The sequence below is a fragment of the Rhizobium sp. SSA_523 genome, assembly GCF_030435705.1.
Lineage (GTDB): Bacteria > Pseudomonadota > Alphaproteobacteria > Rhizobiales > Rhizobiaceae > Neorhizobium.
Map to the genome: position 1 here is coordinate 1,793,381 of NZ_CP129382.1, position 16,921 is coordinate 1,810,301.

Consider the following 16,921-nt stretch of genomic DNA (forward strand, 5'->3'; position numbering starts at 1 on the left):
ACAGGCACTACGGACGAAGAGCAATGGCCAGGCGACGGCCAAGGCAATGGACTGGGTAACCCTCCCCGACCCGTTGCGCGCTGTGTGACCCATCTTGCGCTTGGGTCCGCGCCGCGAAGGCTCGCACCGGATGGCAGATCGCGCAACAGACAGTCAGACTTAATCGATAATGCCAGGATAGGCCGGATAATACAGATGATTACCCGACAGTCACAGCTTGCCATGTTCACTGCTGCACTTGGCCTTTTCGCGCTCGGTTCGCCGGCAGGCCCGGTTTCTCCGGCGCTTGCGCAGGAGCCTGCAGCGCAGGGCCAGCAGAACCAGCAGGGCCAGCAGGGCCAGCAAAGCGAGGTCCGGCTGCCGGCGATCGTCGTCACCTCCGTCACCGACAGGCCGTTGACCGACAGCATCCTTGCCAGCGGCAGCATCCGCCCGGTGCAGGAAATCTTCGTGCAGCCCCTGGTCGACGGATTGTCGATCAAGTCGCTCTCGGTCGATGTCGGAGACCGCGTAAAGGCGGGCGATGTCGTGGCCGAGCTCAACAAGGATGCGCTGCTCCTGCAGAAGAGCCAGCTGGAGGCCAACAAGGCCAAGGCGGAGGCCGCGCTGGCGCAAAACCAGGCGCAGGTCATCGAAGCGCAGGCCACCGCCAATGACGCGAACCGTCAGCGCGACCGGGCCATCAATCTCAGCCGAAACGGAACACTCTCCACATCCCAGCTCGAACAGCAGACGGCTTCGGCAGAGGCCGCGGCAGCACGGCTGAACGCCGCCCGGCAGCTGGTCAATGTCGCACAGGCCGATATCAAGGTGGTGGAAGCCCAGATCGACGATATCGACCTGAAACTCGACCGCACCGACGTCAAGGCGCCGGTGGATGGCGTCATTTCGGTAAAGGATGCGAAGGTCGGCGCGATCGCGACCGGCGCCGGAACGCCGCTTTTCACCATGATCCGCAATGGCGAGATCGAACTCGTGGCCGATGTGCCGGAAAGCGATATCCGCCGTATCCGCGTCGACATGCCGGCCAAGGTGACCATTGCCGGCACCCGCGAGGCCGTGCCCGGCAAAGTGCGGCTGGTCTCGCCGGTGGTTGATCCGGCGAACCGCCTCGGTTCGGTACATATCCTCGTCGATGCCGCCAGCGGCGCGAAATCCGGCATGTATGCCAGCGCGCGCATCATCATCGAGGAGACGACGGCCCCGACCCTGCCGCAATCGGCTGTCACCACCGAGCGCACCGGCACCATCGTGCGCAAGGTGGAAGATAATGTCGTGAAACAGGTCAAGGTCGAGACCGGCATTCAGGATGAGGGTTTCGTGCAGATCCTGTCCGGGCTGCAGCCGGGCGATCTGGTGGTGGCCAAGGCCGGCGCCTTCGTGCGCGACGGCGATCGCATCAATCCGGTTCGCGATGAGCCGGCTGCATCGAACTGACGGGGACGATCGCCATGAACTTTTCCGCCTGGGCCATTCGCAACCCCATCGCGCCGCTTCTCGCCTTCGCCCTGCTGCTGTTTCTCGGCATCCAGGCCTTCTACCAATTGCCGATCACCCGCTTTCCGAACATCGATGTGCCGGTCGTCTCCATCACCGTGACACAGAGCGGCGCATCGCCCTCCGAACTGGAAATGCAGGTGACGAAGGAGGTGGAGGATGCCGTCGCCTCCATCAGCGGCGTCGATGAGATCACCTCGACCGTCACCGACGGCCTGTCGACCACGGCCGTGCTGTTTCGCATTGAAAAGCCGACGGAAGAGGCGGTCCAGGATGTGAAGGATGCGATCGACCGCATCCGCGGCGACCTGCCGGCCTCCGTCGAGGAGCCCATCGTGTCGAAGGTGGATGTGGAAGGCCAGGCCATCCAGACCTTCGCCGTCTCGTCACCCAATATGACGCTCGAGGAACTGTCCTGGTTCGTCGACGACACGATCACCCGCGGCCTGCAGGGGCAGCCGGGCATCGGCCGGATCGACCGCTACGGCGGCGCCGACCGGGAAGTGCGCGTGGCTCTCGACCCCGACAAGCTGAATTCCTACGGCATTACCGCGCCGGAGGTGAATGCGCAGCTGCGCAGCGTGAATGTCGATCTCGGCTCGGGCCGCGGCCAGGTTGGCGGCAATGAGCAGAGCATCCGCACGCTAGGCGATTCGCGCAGCGTTGCCGATCTCGCCAATACCACGATCGCCCTCTCCAATGGCCGCTTCGTCACGCTGTCGGACCTTGGAACGGTCACCGATACCTATGAGGAGCCGAAGAGCTTCTCGCGCTTCAACGGCGATCCGACCGTCACCTTCGCGGTGTTCCGCGCCAAGGGCGCCAGCGAGGTCTCCGTGGCGGAGACCGTGGCCCAGCAGCTCGAGGTCATCCGCAAGGCCAATCCCAATGTGTCGATCCAGATGGTCGACGATTCGGTCTATTTCACCTATGGCAATTACGAAGCGGCAATCCACACGCTGATCGAAGGGGCGATCCTCGCCGTCATCGTGGTGCTGCTCTTCCTGCGCAACTGGCGCGCCACGCTGATTTCGGCGCTGGCTTTGCCGCTCTCGGCCATCCCGACCTTCTGGGTCATGGATCTTCTGGGCTTCTCCCTCAATCTCGTCAGCTTCCTCGCTTTGACGCTCGCCACCGGCATTCTGGTGGATGACGCGATCGTCGAGGTGGAGAACATTGCCCGCCACATCAAGATGGGGAAGACGCCCTACCGGGCAGCGCTCGAGGCCGCCGATGAGATTGGCCTGGCGGTGATTGCCACGAGCTTCACGATCATCGCCGTCTTCGTGCCGGTCTCCTTCATGCCCGGCATTCCCGGCCAGTATTTCATCCAGTTCGGCCTGACGGTGGCGATCTCGGTGTTCTTCTCGCTGCTTGTGGCACGCCTGGTGACGCCGCTGATGGCGGCCTATCTGATGCGCGCCGAAGACGCGATGGACGATCATCACGACAATGACGGCCGCCTGATGAAGGCCTATACGCGGCTGGTCACCGGCACGACGAAGCGCTGGTACATGCGCTATGCGACGCTGGCCGGCGCCATCCTCTTCCTGATCGGCTCGATCATGCTGCTGATGCAGGTTCCCGGCAGCTTCATGCCGCCGGAAGACAGTTCGCGCATCACGCTCTCGGTGGAACTGCCGCCGAATGCGACGCTGGACGAGACGTCGGCGACGACCAACAGCATTTATGACATGATCCGCGGCGTCGACGGCGTGGAAAGCGTCTTCGTGCTGGGCGGTGCCTCGCCAAAGGGCGATCTCGAGCTGCGGCGCGCAACGATCAATGTCCTGCTCGGCAAGATCGAGCACTCGCTGCTGAAGACCCTGGTCAACAAGGGCCTCGGCTCGCTGCCGCTGATCGGCGCGCATCTGCCGAAGATGCAGGTGGACGGACGCACGCGCCCGCAATGGGATATCGAGAAGGAAATCTTCGCCGCCCTTCATGCCGTGCCGGATGTGCGCATCACCAAGCTGAACGATCGCGGCGAGCGGGAATTGTCCTTCAACTTCCTGGCCGATACCAGCGAGAAGCTGGATGAGGCCGTGGCCAAGCTGGAAAGCCGGCTGCGCGCCTCGCCCATCCTCGCCAATGTCTCCTCGGAAGGCGCCCTGCCCCGGCCGGAACTGCAGATCCGCCCCCGCAAGGACGAGGCGGCACGGCTCGGCATTACGCCGCAGCAGATTTCCGAAACCGTCCGCGTGGCGACCATCGGCGACGTTGATGCGGCTTTGCCGAAGATCTCCCTTGACGACCGCCTGATCCCCATCCGGGCCCAGGCCTCGCTCGACGTGCGCCGCGATCTGCAGGCCATCCGCAATCTGAAGATCAAGACGGCAACCGGCGCCACCGTGCCGCTGTCGAGCGTTGCCGATATCGACTATTCGGAAGGTCCGAGCTCGATCAAGCGCAACAATCGCAACCGTGTCGTCTCCATCGGTTCGGACGTGCCGCAGGGAACGGCCCTCGACACGGCAACGGCCGAGTTCAAGCGCATCGTCGAAGAGACGGACCTGCCTTCGGGCGTGGGCCTGGCGGAAAGCGGCGATGCCAAGATCCAGGCCGAAATGGTCCAGGGCTTCGGCAATGCCATGCTTCTCGGCCTGCTTCTGGTGCTGGTCGTGCTGATCCTGCTGTTCAAGGACGTGATCCAGCCCTTCACCATCCTCTTCTCGCTGCCGCTTGCCATTGGCGGCGTGGCGGTGGGCCTCATCGTCACCAACAATGCGCTTTCCATGCCGGTGCTGATCGGCATTCTGATGCTGATGGGGATTGTGACGAAGAACGCCATTCTGCTGGTGGATTTCGCCATCGAAATGCGCCGGCACGGCATGGAGCGCGTGTCGGCCATGGTGGAAGCGGGCCGCAAGCGCGCCCGGCCGATCATCATGACCTCGATCGCCATGTCGGCGGGCATGCTGCCCTCTGCGCTCGGCGTGGGCGAAGGCGGTTCCTTCCGCGCCCCCATGGCAATTGCCGTCATCGGCGGCATTATCGTTTCCACCGTCCTCAGCCTTGTCGTCGTCCCGGCCTTCTTCCTGATCATGGACGACCTGTCCGGCCTGCTTGCACGCATCTTTGGCGGTCTGGTCGGCAAGAAGGAGGTCGAGGAGCCGAACCTCTCCGAAGAGGAACTGAGCCGCAAGGCGCGCGAGACCGGCCGCAGGCTGGAAGACATCGAGCAGCGGCTGAACCGCTTGCAGGCCCGCGAAACGCAGGAAGAGGCGCCGCGATCCACCCATGGCGGCAACAACGTCCTGCGGCTGCCGCCTCTGGCCGCTGAATAGCGGCTGCTGGCGACACATGCGATCACCTGGCACGGCCGCAGCAAAGCTGCGGCCGAAGCCCGCATTGGACGCGCTTTCGCCTGAAGCCGGCGCCGACTTGATCGATATCAACTCGGCCCTCAATCGGCAGTGCTAATCTACCTCCATCGCAATCCGGCACAGGTATCCGAGGGGGTCAGAACTTGATGCTCGACCGCAATCACAAAGCCAATCAGCGCGAAAGGAACCAGCTGGCCAAGACGAATTTCATGCGCGCCGTTTCGGCCGCTGCAATGTCTCGGCTGCTGGATATGGCGCATATCACGGCCGTTCCGGCAAGGGGAATGGTATTCAGCGAGGGCGAACCGGCGCAGGCCTTCTACTGCGTCCTCAGCGGCTATGTCCGCCTCTACCGCGTCAGCCGCGACGGCCGCCAGGCTGATATCCGCGTTTCGGGTCCCGGCGATCTCTTTGCCGAATGCCTGATCTATGGCGGCGACACCTATCGCTTCAGCGCCCAGGCGGCCGAAATCAGCCATGTCGCGCGTTTCGACATAGCCGAGATGCGGGCGCTTGCCGACCAGGACCAGAGCGTGTCGCGCGCCATCATGGCGACCTTGTCCGATCATCTGCTGTCGACCATGGATTGCGTGGTGAATGACCGTCTACACACGGCGCCGCAGCGTGTGGCGGATTATCTCCTTGCCCGTTGCGGCGTCGAAAGCGGCCAGGTCTCCGTGCGGCTGCCGTTCCAGAAAAGCCTTCTCGCCGGCATGCTGGGCCTGGCGCCGGAAGCGCTGTCGCGTGCCTTTTCATCGCTGCGCCGCACCGGCGTCACCGTGCGCGGCCGCGTGATCCAGATCGGCGACGTGGACGCCCTGCGGCAGGTCTGAAAGCAGCCAGATGGAGCAGCGCTCTATGAAAGGTCAGGCCGGGGCAAAGCGCCAGGCATTGCCGGCGCGTTCCACGTGCACGAAGCCGGAGACATGGCCGCCGGATGCGGCAAAGCGTTCTTCGGAGGCGCGTGCGAAAATCGAGCGGCGGCTTGCGGCACCTTGGGCGGCATCGGCATCGTAGATGAAGCAGACATCGGGGTCTTCCAGCTGCAGGCTCGGCGCATGCACCAGGTCGCCCCAGAGCAGCAGCCGCTCGGCCCCTTCGCCGATCAGATAGCCGGAATGGCCGGGCGTGTGGCCCGGCATGGCGATTGCCTCGATCTGCGGCAGGAGGGGACCCTCCTCGACCGGCCGTACCCGCCCGCCATAGCTGGAGAGCAGCCGCTTGTGAATATCGAAGCCGCCTCGCCGATAGGCCGGCACCTGATCCTTCAGCGCGCTGTTGCCGAAGAAATCGAGATCCGCCTGCGGCGCGAAAATCTCGGCATTCGGAAAATAGGCGTCGGATTGATCAAACAGTCCCAGCGCATGATCGCCATGAAGGTGGGTAAGAAGCACGCGCACGACATGCTGCGGCTTCACGCCCTGGGCGGCCAGCGCGGCCCGGCCGAGGCCAAGCTGCGGCCCCCAGAAAGGACCGGTGCCTGCATCCACCAGAGTGAAGCCGTCCGGACCTTCGAGGAGAAACAGATTGACATCCATGTCCACCGTTTTCGCACCCCAGGCAGCGACCGCCGCATCGCGCGCTGCCGCGTTGCCGGCATGCGCGAGATGCTCGACCGGCGCACTGTAGACGCCGTCGATCAGGATCGAGACCGTATAGGCGCCGAAGCGCCGCGCCTCAGGCATGCTGCAAGCCACCATGCGTTTGCAGGAACTGCACGATGTGATCGACGCCTTCGCCGCGCTTCAGATCGGTGAAGACAAAGGGCATGCCGCCCCGCTGCTTGCTGGCGTCGCGATCCATCACGTCTAGATCCGCCCCGACGTAAGGGGCAAGGTCCTTCTTGTTGATGACGAGCAGGTCCGAGCGGGTAATGCCCGGCCCACCCTTGCGCGGGATCTCTTCCCCCTGGCAGGTCGAAATCACATAAATGGTGATATCGGCGAGATCGGGAGAAAAGGTGGCCGCGAGATTGTCGCCGCCGGATTCGATGAACACGATATCCAGATCGGCAAAGCGGGCATTCAGCTCCGCGATCGCCTGGAGATTGATGGTCGCATCCTCGCGAATGGCGGTGTGCGGGCAACCGCCGGTTTCCACACCGATGATCCGATCCGACGACAGGGCCTGGCAGCGCACCAGCGCCTCTGCATCCTCCTTGGTGTAGATATCATTGGTGACGACGGCGACGGAATAGCTGTCCCGCATCGCCTTGCAGAGCTTCTCCGTCAGCGCCGTCTTGCCGGAGCCGACCGGCCCGCCGATACCAACACGCAAGGGTCCGTTTGCCGATGTCATTCTGTTCATGCCTTTCCATCTTCCTTACGACAGCATAGCGCGGCCGCTGCGCTGCACAAGCCGACATTGGTTCGACCGGTCGTTACGACCGGAAGAGCCGCGATACCTGCATCTCATGGCGCAGCGCGGCAATATCGGCCTGCACCGTTGCCGTCCCGAGATCATCCAGCCCAGCGGTCCCTGCCCGTTCCGCGGTGGTCGCTATGAGCGGCTCCAGCGCCGCCAACAGGGCGACGCCCGCCTGCTGGCCGCAAAGACCAAGCCGTATGCCGGCCGAAACGCCTTGCGACACGCCCGCATGCAGATAGGCCGCCAGCGCCTGTTGCAGGCCGATCCCCTGCGCTCCGGCAACCGCGCCGACCGCCACCGGATAGGGGCAATCGGCCGGGAGCGCCTTGAACACCGGATCGGGCCAGGCCTGCGCGGCGGTGAGGAAGGCGCGGCCGAGCGACAGGGTTTCCAGATGCCGCTCCGCCGAGCCGGCCAGCGCCAGGCCGAGCTCCGACAGCTCCTCAAGCCGGTGCGGATCGCCTTCGGCCTTGACGCTGCAGGAGAGCAGGACCGCGTCGGTCCATAGCGCGCCATGGCCCAAGAGAATGGTGAACCAGGCTTTGAGCCCTGCCGCATCGGCAACCAGCCGGTCATGCACAGCGCCTTCCAGCCCGCCGGAATAGGCAAAGCCACCCACCGGGAAGGCGGGCGACAGCCAGGCCATCAGCCGCAGCAGGGACTGCGTCTCATTCGGCGTCATCAATCGTGCGCATGGCCATGGTGATGGCCGTGGCCGGCCTCGTGCCCGTGTGACCCATGATCATGAGACGCATGTTCATGGGATCCATGACTATTAGACCCATGACTATGATAGGCGCCGCGCACGGGCTGGAAAGCCTCTTCCACATCCGTGACGGAGGCGCCGAGGCCTTCCAGCATGGCGCGGATGACGTGATCGCGCAGGATCAGGATACGCCCCTCTTCGATCTGCGCTGACAGATGCCGGTTGCCCAGATGCCAGGCAAGCTCGATCAGATGCAGTCCGTCGCGCGCCCGGATCTCGAACAGCTTCTCCGCCGCCGCCCTGATTTCCACCGTATCGCCATTCTCCAGCACCAGCCGGTCGCCATCATGAAACAGCACGGCTTCCTTCAGGTCGAGCATGACCATGTCGCCGTTCGACAGATGCAAAAGCTTGCGGCGCAGATGCCGCAGATCGTGCGGCAGCGTAACGGTATCGACCGGAGGATCGGAGACTTCACCGGCGGGCCGGTAGGAATGGACATGCTGCATGAGGGTTCTGTTCCTGTGATTGCGCCGCCATCATTGCCAAGCCTGGCCCGCCTGACAAGCCGGATTCTGCAAAGGCGCAACCGCTGGCAAGGCGGTGGCAACCGCTGGCAAGGGGGTGGCAGGCGGCGGCAAGGGGGTGGCAGGCGGCGCAGGCCCGCTCACCACCGCCCAGGTCATCCTCAGGCGGCCTGCTTTTGGCGCAGGGCTTCCAGAATATTCTGCGGCGAAGAGACGGCATAGGGATCGGTGTCGCAATTGTCGGCGAAGCCTTCCTCCTCGAACCACTGCTCCACGACGCCATTGCCGATCACGGCGGCATAGCGCCAGGAGCGCAGGCCGAAGCCAAGATTGTCCTTGGCAACCAGCATGCCCATCTTGCGGGTAAACTCGCCGGAGCCGTCGGGAATGAGCTTGACCTTTTCCAGCCCCTGCGATTTGCCCCAGGCGTTCATGACGAAGGCATCGTTGACGGAGATGCAGTAGATCTCGTCAATGCCCTCCGCCTGGAATTGCGGATGCAGCTTCTCGAAATCCGGCAGCTGGTATGTCGAGCAGGTCGGCGTGAAAGCGCCCGGCAGCGAAAACAGGATGACCCGCTTGCCGCCGAAGAATTCGGCGGAACGCACATCCTGCCAGCGGAAAGGATTGGGTCCGGCGATCGAATCGTCGCGGACACGCGTGCGGAAAACGACGTCAGGCACCTTGCGGCCAATGAGCATGGAGTGTCTCCTTGAAATGATTTGCGCCCGACCGGCAGCCGGGCTGAACAGCACAGGCAGGAATAGCGAGTTTCAGCGTGCAGTGCAGCATGGAAGGGCGATTTCAACAGCCGCGCATAGCGGCTATGCGCCGTGATCATGGCAGGGCGTGAAGGCGAAGGGTCCCGGAGAAGGGTTGCAGCGGGGGCCGTGCGCCGGCGATAGATTGCAGACGGCAGTCGCAGGCGGCTTCCGCGCCTTACTCTCTGCTTTCCCGCCCATGCCAAATGCGGACCACGATCAGAGTGTCCCGCGCCTCGTCCAATCTGTAGCGAAGGACATATGCGCTATTGCCGAAAGGGATGAAGAGCTGCCGGTCGCCTGGCCGACCTTCCACGTCCACACCAAGACCAGGATTGTCCCGTAGACGAAAAAAGCCGCTTCTGATCGCCAACATCGCCTTTTGCGACGCGAGCGGATTTCGCACCAGGAGAAAGTTGCGAAGGCGAAGAAGATCCTGCCTCGCCTCCGGCAAAATAACAATCGTCACGCGGCGCCCGCCGCTTTGCGGCCTGCCTCGTCAGCCAGAGACTGAAGCTCCGCCATGAAATCGTCAAAAGCGATCGACTCGCCAGTCTCCAGATATCGCGCCCATCGGCGATCATCCTCGGCAAACTCGGCCTCCTGGCGTTCCACATCATCCGCATGAAGCCGCAAGATGCTTTCCGCCAGTTCAGACACGGTCGAACCGTCGCGTTCCGCGATGACCGCGAGACGCTTTTTCAAATCACCGTCGATGCTGACAGTCTCTTTGGTGCTCATGGCCACATCCTATCACAGACCACCCGCCTGCCAAAGGGTCCCTCAGAACAAGAAATACCGCTGCGCCATGGGCAAGACGGTCGCCGGTTCGCAGGTCAGGAGTTCGCCGTCGGCGCGCACCTCGTAGGTTTCCGGATCCACCTCGATATGCGGGGTCAGATCATTCAGGATCATCGACTTCTTCGATATGCCGCCGCGGGTATTCTTCACCGCCACCAGCTGCTTGGCCACGCCGAGCCGGCCGGCAAGACCCGCATCGAGGGCGGCCTGGCTGACGAAGGTGACGGAGGAATTGGTCCGGGCCTTGCCATAGGCGCCGAACATCGGACGGTAATGCACCGGCTGCGGCGTCGGAATGGAGGCATTCGGATCGCCCATGGGGGCGGCGGCAATCATGCCGCCCATCAGCACCATATCCGGCTTCACGCCGAAGAAGGCAGGGTTCCAGATCACCAGATCGGCGCGCTTGCCGATCTCGACGGAGCCGATCTCGTGGCTCACGCCATGCGCGATCGCCGGGTTGATCGTGTATTTCGCCACATAGCGGCGCACGCGCAGATTGTCATTGTCGCCTGTCTCGCCGGCCAGGCTGCCGCGCTGGCGCTTCATCTTGTCGGCGGTCTGCCAGGTGCGGATGATCACCTCGCCGACGCGGCCCATGGCCTGGCTGTCCGACGAGATGATCGAGAAGGCGCCGATATCGTGCAGGCTGTCTTCCGCCGCGATGGTCTCCTTGCGGATGCGGCTTTCGGCAAAGGCGATGTCTTCCGGAATGGATGGCGACAGGTGATGGCAGACCATCAGCATGTCGAGATGTTCCGCCAGCGTATTGACCGTGTAGGGCCGGGTCGGATTGGTCGAGGATGGGATGACATTCGGCTGGCCGCAGATCTTGATGATGTCCGGCGCGTGGCCGCCGCCGGCGCCTTCGGTATGGAAGGCATGGATGGTGCGCCCTTTGATGGCAGAGACCGTATCCTCCACGAAGCCGCTCTCGTTCAGCGTATCGGTGTGGATCATCACCTGCACGTCATATTGGTCGGCGACCGAAAGGCAGCAATCGATGGCGCCCGGCGTCGTGCCCCAGTCCTCGTGCAGCTTCAGCGAGGTGGCACCGCCCAACACCATTTCCTCCAGCGCGCCGGGCAGCGAGGCATTGCCCTTGCCGGCAAAGGCGAGGTTCATCGGGAAAGCGTCCGCCGCCTCGATCATGCGCGCAATATGCCAGGGACCCGGCGTGCAGGTGGTGGCCAGCGTGCCATGCGCCGGGCCGGTGCCGCCGCCCAGCATGCAGGTCAGCCCGCTCATCAGCGCTTCCTCGATCTGCTGCGGGCAGATGAAATGGATATGCGCGTCCATGCCGCCGGCGGTCACGATCTTGCCCTCGCCGGCGATCGCCTCCGTGCCGGGGCCGATGATGATATTGACGCCCGGCTGCGTATCCGGATTGCCCGCCTTGCCGATGGCAACGATGCGCCCGTCCTTCAGCCCGATATCGGCCTTGATGATGCCCGTGTGATCGACGATGACGGCATTGGTGATGACCGTATCCACCGCACCGTCGGCGCGCGTCACCTGGCTCTGGCCCATGCCGTCGCGGATCACCTTGCCGCCGCCGAACTTCACCTCGTCGCCATAGGCGGTGAAATCCTTCTCCACCTCGATGAAAAGCTCGGTATCGGCGAGCCGCACCTTGTCGCCGACCGTCGGTCCGAACATCGAGGCATAGGCGGCGCGGGACATCTTATAGGGCATGGGATCGGGCTCCTTTTCGGCAAGGTTCCGGCGGCTTGCCGGCAGAGGCTGCGTCGCCCGCCGGCAAAGCCGCTTGGGGCAAGGCAAGCGTAATCGCAAGGTTTGGCGGAAAATCCCGCCCGAACCCGGTTCGGAAATGGCTCGGCCCGCGCCTTACGGCGCGCCGTCGGCCAGCTTCTTCAATTCCTCGGTGCGCTGGCGCGTGACCTCGGCCATGCAGCCCAGGATCACCGCCTGATACAGGCTGCCGCCGAAGACGCTGTAGCCCACCGCATCGCAATGCGCATCGCGATAGGAGATCCAGGCACGCTGCGCCTTGGTCAGGGCATCGACGGCACCCTTGTTATGCGCGTCCAGCTCCGCATCCCAGCCGGCCAGGACCGTCTTGGTCTTGGCCCACTGGCTGTTGAGATCGTCATCGGCGGACCGGTAATCCTGATCGGCGCAGATATTGATGTCCAGCTGGCTCACCGCCTGGTCGCAGGGAACGGATGGCTTGTCCTCGGCCACCGTCGGTGCATCCATCAGAAGGACGCAGCCGCAAAGATACAGAATGCTCAGACCCGCCTTGATCACCGTGTCACTCCCCGCAGCCTCACAATGTGCCCATGATCTTCTGGCGAAAGCCATAGACCTCGCGTTTGCCGGATAACGGGATGAGGGTCACCTCGCGCGTCTGACCCGGTTCGAAACGCACCGCCGTGCCGGCCGGAATGTCCAGCCGCATGCCACGCGTCCTGTCGCGGTCGAAGGACAGGCCGGCATTGGTCTCGAAGAAATGGTAATGGCTGCCCACCTGCACCGGACGGTCGCCGGTATTGGAGACGGCAACCGTCACCGTCGGGCGATCGGCATTCAGCTCGATCTCTCCGGAGCAAGCGATGATTTCGCCTGGAATCATGGTCGGTCCCCCTGTTGACGCTTTACCGGATCGGCTCGTGAACGGTCACCAGCTTGGTGCCGTCCGGAAAGGTCGCCTCCACCTGGACATCGTGGATCATCTCGGCCACGCCTTCCATCACCTGATCGCGGGTGATCACATGCGCGCCCGCCTGCATCAGGTCGGGCACGGCGCGTCCGTCGCGCGCGCCCTCCACCACGAAGTCGGTAATGAGTGCAATGGCTTCCGGATAGTTCAGCTTCACGCCGCGCTCCAGGCGCCGACGGGCCACCATCGCGGCCATGGAGATCAGGAGCTTGTCTTTCTCGCGCGGGCTGAGGTTCATCGATTCCCCGATCGGTATGGTTTGGTCATGTATTCCAGACTTTCGGCAAGGCTGCGCCATTTCGCAAGAGCGAAATGAAGGGAACGAGAATTTTTCTCAAGCTGAAGCCGTCCGCGGCCGCAACGCGCAGGATCAGCTTGTCCTGCCAATGGCTTGCGCCAACCTCGCGGCCCTCGAGAAGCGGCTGCAGGCGGGTTCGGAACAGGTCTGCCGATGGGCCGCAATAAAAGAGGGTGGCGAAGGCGACCTGAGAGGAAAGCACGGCCGGCGCGGCCGTGAGGGCGGCGAGATCACCCTCCATCCTCACCTCTTCCGCATGGACGAGCCGGCCCGCCCGGCGAATGCGCCAGCGATCGCGAAACAGGCCGGACCTGGCCCGTTCGCCCATGGCGGTGCGCCCGAGGATGATGGCCTCCAGGCCGAAGAATTCCGCTGTCGGTGCGAGATCGACGATCAGCTCGCGGGTCAGGGAGGCGCGATCGAAGAGAATGCTCTCCTGCGGCAGCCAGGCGACCCTGGCCCCCTCGCCGACATCGATGCGGCTCGTCACGCGCGCCGTATCCGCCGCCGCCTTGTAGATCTTTTCATTGGCCTGGGTGGTGACCGTGACATCGCAGCCCGGCCCGGCGCCAAGCGACCAGTCCAGCCGGTCGCCCCCGGTAAGCCCGCCGGAGCTGTTGATCAGGATCGCTTCCAGCGACGCATCGAATGTCTCGGGCAGACGGATCTTGCCGCAGCCCTCCTGGTAAAGCTCGGCGAGCCTTGTGCGGCCCGAAAGCGTCTTGGTTACAAGGCGCCCTTCGCCCCGAGCCCGCTGCGGCGCGGCTCCTGCGGCGTACCCGTATTGCACGTCATCCCCTCGACAGTTTGCGCCTGTGCGCCGACCGCGCCTGCGCAAGCCGATACCGTCTTGGCCGATGCAGTCGGTGAGGCGGCTGTGGCGATGACACGATCGCCATCGGCCGCGCGGAAGAAGTCCCACATCCGGGCGGCGGGATCAACCACGCCGTCGAATGTCTTGCCGCCAGCCTTGACGACGCCGGCTTTCACCACACCAGAATTCATGACGCCCGCATTGACGGCGCCCGCATTGAGGGAGCCCGCATTGACCACTCCGGCATTGACCACTCCAGCCTTGGAGACCTCGGTCGACGAGACCTTCATCACCCCCGCCGCTGCCGCCTCGCTTGCCGCAGCAATGACGCTGCTGCCGGCGCTGGGACGCGGCCAGTCGTGATTGCCATTGGCAAACACATAGGTCGCGATGCGCGCACCGTTCCGGCAGGTGTCGAACAGGCTGTAGGTCACGTCGCCATTGGTCTGCGGCTCGCCTGCCGCCTTGCAGCCGTCAAGCTCCATCCAGCGCGTCAGAGCCGCCTTGAACCCGTATTGCCAATAGGATTTTCCGCCGCCCGAATAGGGGTTCTGCTCATCCTTCACGCCGGCAAAGGCCATGATGGAAATCGGCTTGGCAGGCTTGCAGCTGGCAGGATCCGGCGCCCAGCGGCCGGCCCGGTTTTCCACCGGCAGCCCGCCGCGCAGCGAATTGACGAAGCCGGCCGCGGCAAAATCATCCGCGCCGGAGCAGAGATAGGCCGACAGCATGCGGCCGCCGCCGGAATAGCCCGAGGCATAGATCCGCGTCGGGTCGACGCAGAAATCGCGCTTCACCGTTTCGACCGCCGCCTTGATGAAGGCCACTTCGTTCAGACCGCCCTCGCGGAATGTGACGCCGGGTACGTTCCAGGCATGCGTCTTCGGCAGGTCGCCGGAAAGGCTGCCCTGCGGGGCAAAGACGATGAAATTGTTCTTGGCGGCGACCTTGTCCCAGGAGCTGCGATGCATCTGGCCGCGCGGATTGCTGTTGCTGCCATGGAAATCGAAGACGACCGGCATCTTGTCGCGCCCGTTATAGGACGGCGGAATGAAGGCCACGCCATGGCGGACATCCTGACCCACGGACAGGCTCACCGGGTGGTAGCCAGTGGGGACAGAGGTCCCGCAACCGGCCGACGCGGCCGCAGCCCCGCCAAGGAAAACCGCTGCAGAAAAAAGCACACGGCACAGAGTACGGGGGAGATGGCCTGCCGCACGAAATTCAGATGTCATCAAGCGCCTCGCAAGAGATGGGAGCGGAAAATCCGAATGCGTCTCATCGTCTGAACCCGACAAACCGGCGCGTCCCGCACCGCTTCGGCCTTGGCCTTTGTCGCATCACTGGGTCCAGAGTGCGCGTCCATTAGCATATTAGAACATTATGTGAAATGCCCATTCGGTGACCACAGCCATGCAATGCTGCTGCATCAGACCGTGAGGTGGCGTCTGGCCTCCTGCGTATCCAATGTTTCGGCCGCTCCTTCATGCACGATCTCGCCCCGGTCCATGATGTAGACATGATCCGCCAGTTCGCGGCAGAAGTCGAGATATTGTTCGACCAGAAGTATGGCCATTCCGGTGGAATCGCGCAGATAGCGGATGGCGCGGCCGATATCCTTGATGATCGAAGGTTGAATACCTTCCGTCGGCTCATCCAGAACAAGAACCTTCGGCCGCGTTACCATGGCCCGTCCGATGGCCAGCTGCTGTTGCTGGCCACCGGACAGATCTCCGCCGCGCCTGGAGAGCATGGAGTTGAGAACAGGAAACAGGGCGAATATGTCGTCCGGGATGAACCGTTCCTTGCGCGGCAGCGGCGCAAATCCGGTTTCCAGATTCTCCTGGACGGTGAGCAGGGGAAAGATTTCCCGCCCCTGCGGCACATAGCCGATGCCGTATTTGGCCCGGTGAAAGGGAGCAAGCCCGTTCAGGCTCTCCCCATTGAAGGCGATCGTGCCGGCGGAGACGGCCTGCTGGCCGGTAATGGCGCGCAAGAGCGAGCTCTTGCCCACACCATTGCGGCCGAGCACGCAGGTGATCTTGCCCATCGGCGCTTCGATCGACACGCCGCGCAGCGCCTGCGCCGCGCCATAATGAAGATTGATGTTGTTGACTGTCAGCACTGGACGTCCCCTGCTTTGCTGAGAAGGGAGGCGTTACCCCCCTCTGGTCTGCCGACCATCTCCCCCTCAAGGGGGGAGATCGACCCGCGGCAAGCTAACTGCCACACGACCACGGTGAGGCACTTGGTTCTGAGGTTTTGGAATTGCAGATGGGCAATTATAGGCCGAGCAGAGGCCGTTATGCCAATCTCCCCCCTTGAGGGAGAGATGTCCGGCAGGACAGAGGGGGGTGCTACGACCGAGGATCTCGCCATCTATCGCCCCAGATAGTTCTCGATGACCTTCGGGTCGTTCGAGACGAAATCGATCGAGCCTTCCGCCAGCACCGATCCCTCCGCCAGGCACGTCACCTTGACGCCGAGATCGCGGATGAAGCCCATATCGTGCTCCACCACCACGACCGACCGGGTCTTGGCGATTTCCCGCAGCAGGATTGCCGTCTCCGCCGTCTCGGCATCGGTCATGCCGGCCACCGGCTCGTCGACCAGAAGCAGCTTCGGCTCCTGGGCAAGCAGCATGCCGATCTCCAGCCATTGTTTCTGCCCATGGCTGAGATTGGCCGCCAGCTCGTCGCGGCGATGGCTGAGGCGGACGGTTGCCAGGATCTCCTCGATGCGGGCCTTGTCCTGCGCCGTCAGGCGGTAGAAGAGGGTCGCAAAGACGCCGCGCTTGCGGTTCAGCGCCAGTTCCAGATTGTCCCAGACCGTATGGCTCTCGAACACCGTCGGCTTCTGGAACTTCCGGCCGATGCCGAGCTGGGCGATATCGGCCTCGTCGCGCCGTGTGAGATCGACGCTGTCCTCGAACAGCACCGTGCCGCTGTCGGGCCGCGTCTTGCCGGTGATGATATCCATCATCGTCGTCTTGCCGGCCCCGTTCGGGCCGATGATCGCGCGAAGCTCGCCCGGTTCCACCACGAAGGAGAGCGAATTCAGCGCCTTGAACCCGTCGAAAGCGACCGATACCCCGTCCAGATAGAGCAGTGATCTCGGTTTGCTGTCCCTGATTTCCATCAC

The 16,921-nt window shown here is 63.6% G+C and carries 18 protein-coding genes; 3 read left to right on the forward strand and 15 right to left on the reverse strand.

Features of this window, described 5'->3' with window-relative positions; translation table 11 throughout:
* The first annotated feature begins 195 nt into the window (after positions 1–195).
* From QTJ18_RS16970 to QTJ18_RS16980, 3 genes are all read left to right on the forward strand, one after another.
* Positions 196–1,437, forward strand: a complete 1,242-nt coding sequence (locus QTJ18_RS16970; RefSeq protein WP_252752841.1) for an efflux RND transporter periplasmic adaptor subunit — start codon at positions 196–198, stop codon at positions 1,435–1,437.
* Between the two features lie 14 nt (positions 1,438–1,451).
* A complete protein-coding gene (locus tag QTJ18_RS16975; RefSeq protein WP_252752840.1) occupies positions 1,452–4,784 on the forward strand; it encodes an efflux RND transporter permease subunit in 3,333 nt (1,110 codons plus the stop codon).
* A 182-nt stretch (positions 4,785–4,966) separates the two neighbouring features.
* Complete coding sequence (locus tag QTJ18_RS16980; protein WP_489667204.1) at positions 4,967–5,656, forward strand: Crp/Fnr family transcriptional regulator; 690 nt, start codon at positions 4,967–4,969, stop codon at positions 5,654–5,656.
* A gap of 33 nt (positions 5,657–5,689) precedes the next feature.
* Here the strand turns inward: QTJ18_RS16980 and aidB are convergent, their stop codons facing one another.
* The 15 genes from aidB to urtD all read right to left on the reverse strand — a co-directional run bounded on the left by aidB (position 5,690) and on the right by urtD (position 16,918).
* On the reverse strand, positions 5,690–6,508 hold the full coding sequence (aidB, locus tag QTJ18_RS16985; RefSeq protein WP_252752839.1) for an AidB family quorum-quenching N-acyl homoserine lactonase: 819 nt from the start codon (positions 6,506–6,508) through the stop codon (positions 5,690–5,692).
* Positions 6,501–7,121, reverse strand: coding sequence for an urease accessory protein UreG (gene ureG, locus QTJ18_RS16990; protein WP_252752913.1), 621 nt, complete (start codon positions 7,119–7,121; stop codon positions 6,501–6,503). The genes aidB and ureG overlap by 8 nt, the downstream gene beginning before the upstream one ends.
* Before the next feature lie 82 nt (positions 7,122–7,203).
* On the reverse strand, positions 7,204–7,875 hold the full coding sequence (locus tag QTJ18_RS16995; protein WP_489667203.1) for an urease accessory protein UreF: 672 nt from the start codon (positions 7,873–7,875) through the stop codon (positions 7,204–7,206).
* The gene (gene ureE / locus QTJ18_RS17000; RefSeq protein ID WP_252752837.1) at positions 7,872–8,405 is read right to left on the reverse strand and encodes an urease accessory protein UreE; all 534 of its coding nucleotides are present in this window, start codon (positions 8,403–8,405) and stop codon (positions 7,872–7,874) included. Before ureE ends, QTJ18_RS16995 begins: the two co-directional genes overlap by 4 nt.
* Positions 8,406–8,584: 179 nt before the next feature.
* Positions 8,585–9,124: a peroxiredoxin gene (locus QTJ18_RS17005; protein WP_252752836.1), complete on the reverse strand. Its 540-nt coding sequence runs from the start codon at positions 9,122–9,124 to the stop codon at positions 8,585–8,587.
* Between the two features lie 238 nt (positions 9,125–9,362).
* A complete protein-coding gene (locus QTJ18_RS25570; protein ID WP_354669072.1) occupies positions 9,363–9,653 on the reverse strand; it encodes a type II toxin-antitoxin system RelE/ParE family toxin in 291 nt (96 codons plus the stop codon).
* Complete coding sequence (locus QTJ18_RS17010) at positions 9,650–9,925, reverse strand: hypothetical protein (RefSeq protein WP_252752835.1); 276 nt, start codon at positions 9,923–9,925, stop codon at positions 9,650–9,652. The genes QTJ18_RS25570 and QTJ18_RS17010 overlap by 4 nt, the downstream gene beginning before the upstream one ends.
* A gap of 42 nt (positions 9,926–9,967) precedes the next feature.
* The gene (gene ureC / locus QTJ18_RS17015) at positions 9,968–11,680 is read right to left on the reverse strand and encodes an urease subunit alpha (RefSeq protein WP_252752834.1); all 1,713 of its coding nucleotides are present in this window, start codon (positions 11,678–11,680) and stop codon (positions 9,968–9,970) included.
* Between the two features lie 153 nt (positions 11,681–11,833).
* Positions 11,834–12,256 (reverse strand): lysozyme inhibitor LprI family protein, encoded by a 423-nt coding sequence (locus tag QTJ18_RS17020; RefSeq protein WP_252752833.1) that lies wholly within the window; start codon positions 12,254–12,256, stop codon positions 11,834–11,836.
* Positions 12,257–12,275: 19 nt separating this feature from the next.
* Positions 12,276–12,581, reverse strand: a complete 306-nt coding sequence (locus tag QTJ18_RS17025; RefSeq protein ID WP_252752832.1) for an urease subunit beta — start codon at positions 12,579–12,581, stop codon at positions 12,276–12,278.
* A 22-nt stretch (positions 12,582–12,603) separates the two neighbouring features.
* Positions 12,604–12,906 (reverse strand): urease subunit gamma, encoded by a 303-nt coding sequence (locus QTJ18_RS17030; protein ID WP_252752831.1) that lies wholly within the window; start codon positions 12,904–12,906, stop codon positions 12,604–12,606.
* A gap of 25 nt (positions 12,907–12,931) precedes the next feature.
* Positions 12,932–13,756 carry an urease accessory protein UreD gene (locus QTJ18_RS17035; RefSeq protein ID WP_252752830.1) on the reverse strand — a complete coding sequence of 275 codons (825 nt, stop codon included), beginning with the start codon at positions 13,754–13,756 and terminating at the stop codon, positions 12,932–12,934.
* Positions 13,693–14,877: a CE1 family esterase gene (locus tag QTJ18_RS17040; protein ID WP_252752829.1), complete on the reverse strand. Its 1,185-nt coding sequence runs from the start codon at positions 14,875–14,877 to the stop codon at positions 13,693–13,695. Before QTJ18_RS17040 ends, QTJ18_RS17035 begins: the two co-directional genes overlap by 64 nt.
* A 332-nt stretch (positions 14,878–15,209) precedes the next feature.
* Positions 15,210–15,905 (reverse strand): urea ABC transporter ATP-binding subunit UrtE, encoded by a 696-nt coding sequence (urtE, locus tag QTJ18_RS17045; RefSeq protein ID WP_252752828.1) that lies wholly within the window; start codon positions 15,903–15,905, stop codon positions 15,210–15,212.
* 254 nt (positions 15,906–16,159) lie between these two features.
* Positions 16,160–16,918, reverse strand: a complete 759-nt coding sequence (gene urtD, locus QTJ18_RS17050; RefSeq protein ID WP_252752827.1) for an urea ABC transporter ATP-binding protein UrtD — start codon at positions 16,916–16,918, stop codon at positions 16,160–16,162.
* Between the last annotated feature and the right edge of the window lie 3 nt (positions 16,919–16,921).

Bases quoted from the DNA above. Each gene is read 5' to 3' on its own strand.
- QTJ18_RS16970 (WP_252752841.1), top strand. From the start codon at position 196: ATGATTACCCGACAGTCACAGCTTGCCATGTTCACTGCTGCACTTGGC.
- QTJ18_RS16975 (WP_252752840.1), top strand. From the start codon at position 1,452: ATGAACTTTTCCGCCTGGGCCATTCGCAACCCCATCGCGCCGCTTCTC.
- aidB (WP_252752839.1), bottom strand. From the start codon at position 6,508: ATGCCTGAGGCGCGGCGCTTCGGCGCCTATACGGTCTCGATCCTGATC.
- ureG (WP_252752913.1), bottom strand. From the start codon at position 7,121: ATGACATCGGCAAACGGACCCTTGCGTGTTGGTATCGGCGGGCCGGTC.
- ureE (WP_252752837.1), bottom strand. From the start codon at position 8,405: ATGCAGCATGTCCATTCCTACCGGCCCGCCGGTGAAGTCTCCGATCCT.
- QTJ18_RS17005 (WP_252752836.1), bottom strand. From the start codon at position 9,124: ATGCTCATTGGCCGCAAGGTGCCTGACGTCGTTTTCCGCACGCGTGTC.
- QTJ18_RS17010 (WP_252752835.1), bottom strand. From the start codon at position 9,925: ATGAGCACCAAAGAGACTGTCAGCATCGACGGTGATTTGAAAAAGCGT.
- ureC (WP_252752834.1), bottom strand. From the start codon at position 11,680: ATGCCCTATAAGATGTCCCGCGCCGCCTATGCCTCGATGTTCGGACCG.
- QTJ18_RS17025 (WP_252752832.1), bottom strand. From the start codon at position 12,581: ATGATTCCAGGCGAAATCATCGCTTGCTCCGGAGAGATCGAGCTGAAT.
- QTJ18_RS17030 (WP_252752831.1), bottom strand. From the start codon at position 12,906: ATGAACCTCAGCCCGCGCGAGAAAGACAAGCTCCTGATCTCCATGGCC.
- urtD (WP_252752827.1), bottom strand. From the start codon at position 16,918: ATGGAAATCAGGGACAGCAAACCGAGATCACTGCTCTATCTGGACGGG.